Annotated in this window: 6 protein-coding genes; 5 read left to right on the top strand and 1 reads right to left on the bottom strand. The window is 42.3% G+C overall.

The window, feature by feature from the left end; all coding sequences use genetic code 11:
• Positions 1-267: 267 nt before the first annotated feature.
• The gene (locus tag LC574_RS20925; RefSeq protein ID WP_229455391.1) at positions 268-1,788 is read right to left on the bottom strand and encodes a site-2 protease family protein; all 1,521 of its coding nucleotides are present in this window, start codon (positions 1,786-1,788) and stop codon (positions 268-270) included.
• Between the two features lie 297 nt (positions 1,789-2,085).
• Between LC574_RS20925 and LC574_RS20920 the strand changes: the two genes are divergently transcribed.
• The 5 genes from LC574_RS20920 to LC574_RS20905 all read left to right on the top strand — a co-directional run bounded on the left by LC574_RS20920 (position 2,086) and on the right by LC574_RS20905 (position 6,113).
• Positions 2,086-2,817 (top strand): MBL fold metallo-hydrolase, encoded by a 732-nt coding sequence (locus LC574_RS20920; RefSeq protein WP_229455389.1) that lies wholly within the window; start codon positions 2,086-2,088, stop codon positions 2,815-2,817.
• 260 nt (positions 2,818-3,077) lie between these two features.
• Entirely contained in the window at positions 3,078-3,674 is a 597-nt protein-coding gene (locus tag LC574_RS20915; RefSeq protein WP_229455390.1) for a tRNA isopentenyl-2-thiomethyl-A-37 hydroxylase MiaE, read from the top strand.
• Between the two features lie 18 nt (positions 3,675-3,692).
• Positions 3,693-4,097: a VOC family protein gene (locus LC574_RS20910; RefSeq protein ID WP_229455387.1), complete on the top strand. Its 405-nt coding sequence runs from the start codon at positions 3,693-3,695 to the stop codon at positions 4,095-4,097.
• A gap of 408 nt (positions 4,098-4,505) precedes the next feature.
• Complete coding sequence (locus LC574_RS38155; protein WP_267871618.1) at positions 4,506-4,640, top strand: hypothetical protein; 135 nt, start codon at positions 4,506-4,508, stop codon at positions 4,638-4,640.
• A 165-nt stretch (positions 4,641-4,805) separates the two neighbouring features.
• Positions 4,806-6,113: an alkaline phosphatase PhoX gene (locus LC574_RS20905; RefSeq protein ID WP_229455386.1), complete on the top strand. Its 1,308-nt coding sequence runs from the start codon at positions 4,806-4,808 to the stop codon at positions 6,111-6,113.
• Positions 6,114-6,440: the final 327 nt, after the last annotated feature.

Here is a 6,440-nt window from a genome sequence, read left to right as displayed (position 1 = left end):
GGGTAATGAATATTGGTTTAAAACCTTGCCCCTTGTGGGCAAAAAAAATTAAAATATTATTCCTAATTAAAACTCTATCCCTTTATGGGTAGAGTATTCTGAATTCTGAATTCTGTATTCTGACTCCAGTTTTATTTTTGAATAAACACCGTACACCTCGAAAAGCCTGATTCCCTACTCCCTACTCCCTATTCCCTACTCCCCGCCTACGCAAATAATTTCAAAAATCAAAGCGGATTACTATATTTCTCTTTGCATTGAAACTTTTTAAATTTGCAAAAAGTTAGCGATCGCCTGCGGTAGTGGCAAAATAATTACAATCAACAACGCCATTGCCAGTAATCCCCAAACATCACGTTGGTTATCCAATTCAGTGACATCATTCAGTGCAGGCTCATCAATCAATGGCATAAATAATAAGATAATCGCCCACACCAAAAATTCTTCTCTTACTAAAGCCAGTAATAGCAACAACACGCGAGCAATTTGACCAATTACGATCGCAGTTCGTTGTCCAAACATTGCATGGACAATGTGACCTCCATCTAGCTGTCCCACAGGCATTAAATTTAAGGCTGTAACAATTAGTCCCAAAAAACCAGCTACTGCAACTGGATGCAAATCAAGGGCTGATTTTGCTGTTAACTGACTACCCAAGGCTAACTTCGAGAGTACCGCTAGTAAGATGGAATACTTGGGATTAAGAGCATCAGGATTTAAAAGTCGGGTTTTTTCAGTGATGGAAACCACATCAGAATGAGCCAAGCCCCATATTAGTAATGGCACAGTCACCACAAAGCCTGCAATTGGCCCAGCGATACTAATGTCAAATAAAGCTTTGCGGTTGGGAATGGGACTACGCATCTGAATAAATGCACCAAAAGTTCCCAAGAAGAAAGGTATGGGAATAAAGTAAGGCAACGTTGAGCGAATCTTGTAGAGTTTAGCTGTCAAATAATGCCCAAGTTCGTGAATGCCTAAAATAGTCATTAACCCTAAAGCATAGGGTAATCCCTTAAATAGAACATCTGGGTTAGATAGAACTTTGAACAAAGAACTAACTTCCCATAGAGGCGGAAGAGAAACACCAGCAATTTCCACTCCCACCAAAGTAGTAGTTATCAAAGTAGCTGCTAGCAGTAGAAGTGCTAATCCTGGACGAGTTAAGCGTTCCTGTGCGCGTCGTGGTGTATTTCTCTCTTTAGCAGCTTGAGTGTTGGGAACCAGCACAAAGAAAGGTTTGTCATTTAAACCTTCTTGAAAGATCAGCAGGAAGCGATCGCCAAATTGTGCTTCAATATTAGTCTTAATCTGCTGGTAGGCGTTGCTAGCTTTAGTTCGCAACTGACCACGGCAAATCACGGCTTGTGGTCGATACTCAATATTTTGAACGTAGTATACAGACCAAGGAAAACAATTTCGTAATTGAGTTTCTTCCGTTGGCTCAATGGGACGCACTACTGGTTCTGCGATCGGCTGGATAGTCGGCTGTGATTCTGAGGCTTGGGGTTGGGTTTGGGTCTGTGTATCTCTTGGCGATCGACGCCCCCATTGAAACAACGTCCAGTACAACACTGTGGAGACAAATATCGACCAAAGAATCAGCGCTGGTGGCGGAGGTTGTTTCGGCCCATACATCAGCGTCCATCCACTCAACAGTAATGCTGGTGCCATTAAAACCAGCCATAACAACCATACTGGCGTCCGGGTGATCTGAGCGACGCTGTGCTGCACCATTAGATAAGTAGCTAGCCCCAGTAGGAGAATAAACAGAAACCAAAATGCCATGTTATCTTCAGTAATTTTGACAAAACGCGCCGCCAGTAGCTTCAGCACCATAGCATTAACTATAAGGCAGACCTCAAATTCCAATTTTTTTCACAATGGTTAACAGGGGGACTGGGTAGTGGGTAGTGGGTACTGGGAAAGAAATTCTTTTAAGATTTGGTTGGCGTACCAATCTCCATTCAAATCTTCCCCAGTGCTTAGTTCCCAATCCCCAATCCCTAGTCCCCAGTTCAATTCTTAAGAATTTCCACACTGTAACCAGATTGTCCACAACTCCTCAGTTTCGGTTCTTTGATCATGCGCCCTTTACCTCAAGTGCCAAGTCATACAACTAAGCCACCACGGGCTGTCTTTCCTAACGAAGTTCCTAGCGCAGGTTCTCTGCAATTGGACTTCGCACAAGAGAGCATTTTTGCTTTTCCACCCAATCGGGACACATTAGGGGGAACCTCTTATCTTATTGTAAGAAATGAAGGCAATATCCTCATAGACTGCCCTGCCCTAGACCAAACAAATCAAGATTTTTTGCGATCGCATGGAGGCGTGCGTTGGTTATTTCTCACCCATCGAGGCGCTATTGGCAAGACTGCTGAATTTCAGCAAATCTTTAGCTGCGAGGTGCTGATTCAAGAGCAAGAAGCTTATTTGTTACCAGGTTTAACCTTAACTACCTTTAGGCAGGAATTTACGTTTGATACGGCAGCCCAAGTGATTTGGACACCAGGTCATTCTCCCGGCTCATCTTGCCTATACCACAGTGAACGTGGAGGTATATTGTTTTCTGGTCGTCATTTACTCCCTAATCAGCAGGGTGAAGCAGTACCATTACGGACAGCAAAAACCTTTCACTGGCCCAGGCAAATTCAGAGCCTTCGATTCTTGTTAGAAAATTTTACACCAGAAACTCTCCGCTATATTTGTCCCGGTGCTAATACAGGCTTTCTCAGAGGCAAGCGATTTATGGATCAGGCTTATCAACACCTCGCCTCTCTGGATTTACCAGGTTTGCTGCGGATACAGCCTTTTTGAGGCAGGGGGCAGGGGAGAAAAGAACTTGATTTTCTGACGATAAACCCCGCAAAGTTTCTTTGGTGGACTATTAGTGGTCTGTCAACCCAAAAATGACGGGTGAAGGTGGGGAGTAGGGAGTGGGGAGTAGGGAGTGGGGAAAGAGTTTTTTGCGTTTCTCAAATGTCTTGATATCCGTCAAAATATATTTGACACACTATTAGTTTAAACTATGGAAAAATCCAAAATCCAAAATCCAAAATCCAAAATTGATTGACTCTGTGCTTACTCAGTTACCGACTATCAACGCCCTGAAACAACCCACTAGTTCTGCTTGGGTTGAACAAGCGATCGCTAATTTAGACATCATATTACTCGACCACTCCCACTGTGAACGCAAAGCAGCAGGCGTAGCCTTGAACATGATGTTTCGCTACCCTTCTAATACTAAAATGGTTCGGGAACTAACTGCGATCGCCCGCGAAGAACTAGAACACTTTGAGCTAGTTAACCAATGGTTAGAACGCCGGAATATTCCCCTAGCTCCCCTACCACCGCCTCCCTACGGCGCTCTTTTAAAAGCTGTTGTCCGCCCCAAAGAACCTGAGCGATTTCTGGATTCCTTACTAGTCACTGGTTTAATAGAAGCTCGCTCTCACGAACGCCTGGGACTATTAGCTGCTCACTGTCCAGAGCCAGAGTTAGCAAAATTTTATCGTGGACTAATGGCATCCGAAGCGCGTCACTACGGTATATATTGGGTTTTAGCTGCTACTTACTTCGACAAAGAAATTGTCATGCAACGGCTTGATGAATTAGCAATTGTCGAAAGTGAGTTGCTGGCGACTTTGCACCCAGAACCTAGAATTCACAGTTAGTAGAGTAACCCAACAGATATGAAGCTTCAGCTAACACACCTGAGACTACTTGTCTCTAACTACAAAGATTCTTTTCTGTTCTACCGGGATCTGCTGAAATTTGATGTCGATTGGGGCGATGAAGATAGCGGATATGCTGAGTTTAATACCGGATATTTCAAGCTGGGTTTGTTCAAAAAAGAATTAATGGCTGAAGTAGTTCCAAGAGTCGAACAGCCTTCTTATATTGCCAATCGAGATAAAATTGCCTTGATTTTCGCAGTCGATAACGTGGATGAGGTCTATGAGCAAGTAAAAGATCAGAATGCGATCGTTGTAACTCAACCACAAGACCGCCCCGACTGGGGAATCCGCACAGCTCATTTTCGTGATCCTGATGGTAATCTCATCGAAATCTACAACAATTTAGGAATTGTGAGTTAAAAGTTCGCTGTTATAGGACTCCTATTTGATTTTTGAAATACACGTAGGGTGGGCTTTGCCCACCAAAACCCGGATATGGTGGGCAAAGCCCACCCTACATTACTTAAAATTTTTCACATATCATTTAGGATTCCTATAGTTTAATTTACTTGCTTGAAACCCCTAAATTTATTTATCGTAAATTAAAGGGTTTAAGACCCCATCCCCAATGCCAAAGCTTGTAATGTGATTGGGGTCTAAATCCCCCTACCTAAACGTAATTGCGAATGGGCGAAAAAGCGAATTGCGAATTGTTTAAGGGCTTCCCTTCTCATTGTTATATTTTATTTTTTTATAGCACTTCTCATTTGCATGAAGTACATTTTTAAACCTTACCTCTAACCCCTCTTTGATGCTTTGGAGAGGGGAATGTTTGCAGCAATCAAATACAAGGTGAGGTTGCGACTGTATTGCACTCAAGTGATAACTGTTATACCTTTTAAAGGTGCGATTAAAGGAACCTGCGATCGCAGATTCTTTGATATAATGCCAGGATTTAAGTAGTGGGATTATATAAACCTTGTATACAGAAATGTGACTTGTTTTGGAAAAATTTTATATAAGTTTAGATTGTATTAACTAACCCTAAATTAAATAAAGCATTACCCAAATTTAATCAAAATCAAATATTTTTTATTCAGTATGATCTTCAGTAACCAAACCATCCTCATGACATTCTCAAGACGTAAATTTTTTGCAGTAGCAGGTACAACTGCTGTCGGCACTTTGATGGTGTCTCCTTTAGAAGGTCTTCTTGCTAAACAAACTTTTGGTCGAAGATTTGGTAAAGGATATGGGCCACTTGTACCAGATCCCAATGGCTTGTTAGATTTACCGGACGGATTTAAGTATCGAACTTTTTCTCTAACAGGTGAATTGATGAACGATGGCACTAAAGTGCCTGGTGGTCATGATGGGATGGCGGCTTTTCCCGGCCCCAGAAACACAGTTATTCTGGTTCGGAATCACGAACTTAGCCCTACTTCTGATACACAAGTTCAGGGTACAAATCCCTACGATCCATTTTGTAAAGGTGGCACAACAAATTTGATTGTAGGACGCGATCGCCAGCTAATCAAACACTTCACTTCTCTAAGTGGAACTTATCGTAACTGTGCAGGTGGACTAACTCCTTGGGGTTCATGGATTAGTTGTGAAGAAAACACCTCCACTCCGACTTCGTTTGGGTTAGGCGATAAAAACTATGTCTCGAAGTTCCACGGCTATAACTTTGAAGTTCCAGCTAGCACCACTACACCTGTGAAGCCTGAGCCTCTAATAGCTATGGGAAGATTTAACCATGAAGCTGTTGCTGTAGACCCCAAAACAGGAATTGTCTATGAAACTGAAGATAAGGGAGATAGTCTCTTCTACCGTTTTATCCCGAAAGTACGTGGCAAGTTAAAGGAAGGAGGCACTCTTCAAGCTTTAAAATTCAAAGATATCTTTCAAGCACAAACCTTTGCGGATTTCCCCAAGCGGAAGCCGATGAAAGTCGAATGGGTGACGATTACTGAGCCAAATCCCCCTGAAGATACTGTACGAGTAGAAGGTTTTGCAAAAGGAGCGGCCCAGTTTGCTCGTGGGGAAGGTATCTGGTACGGTAACGGTGAATTTTATTTTTGCTGCACAAGTGGTGGTGCTTTAGGGCTTGGCCAAGTGTGGCGCTATATTCCGGCTAAAGAGACAATTGAACTGTTTGTAGAGTCTACATCTGTTGCCGAACTGGAAAATCCAGATAACATAGTTGTTTCACCTTACGGCGATCTCATTCTTTGTGAAGATGGAGATGATCAGCAGTTCTTAGTAGGTGTTACTCCCAAAGGAGAACTTTATCAATTCGCGCGTAATGCTCTGAATACAAACGAGTTCGCTGGTGCTTGCTTCTCACCTGATGGTAAGACTTTGTTTGTCAACATCCAAACTCCTGGTATTACTTTCGCAATTTGGGGCCCTTGGACAAGTCATAGAGGCTGATATCAAGTCGCTACTACATAGCTCTGTCATCGAAATAAAAAAAGCTGTAACTATGCTCTTGTGGGGTGGGTAATTTTTTTGTTGAAAGTCCCTTGCTTAACTTACCCCTTTTTTTATGACATTATTGATTATCATTTTCATAAATAACTATTTAAGTCTAATAATATAATGATACAAATACGTTGCTAGGGGCATGGCATTGCCCATACGTGTCAACTTAAGCTAAAAGTAGCTTAACTGAAAGCTTCCTCACCCGCCTCGAACTAAAGTTCAAGGCTCATAGCTAAAGTCTACTGAAGTAGACTAAAAATTTTTGGCTATATTTAG

It is taken from the genome of Nostoc sp. CHAB 5715 (assembly GCF_020829685.1).
In the GTDB taxonomy this organism is placed as follows: Bacteria; Cyanobacteriota; Cyanobacteriia; order Cyanobacteriales; family Nostocaceae; genus Nostoc.
Note: the sequence above shows the minus strand (reverse complement) of the source record. Positions and strands in the feature narration are given on the sequence as shown.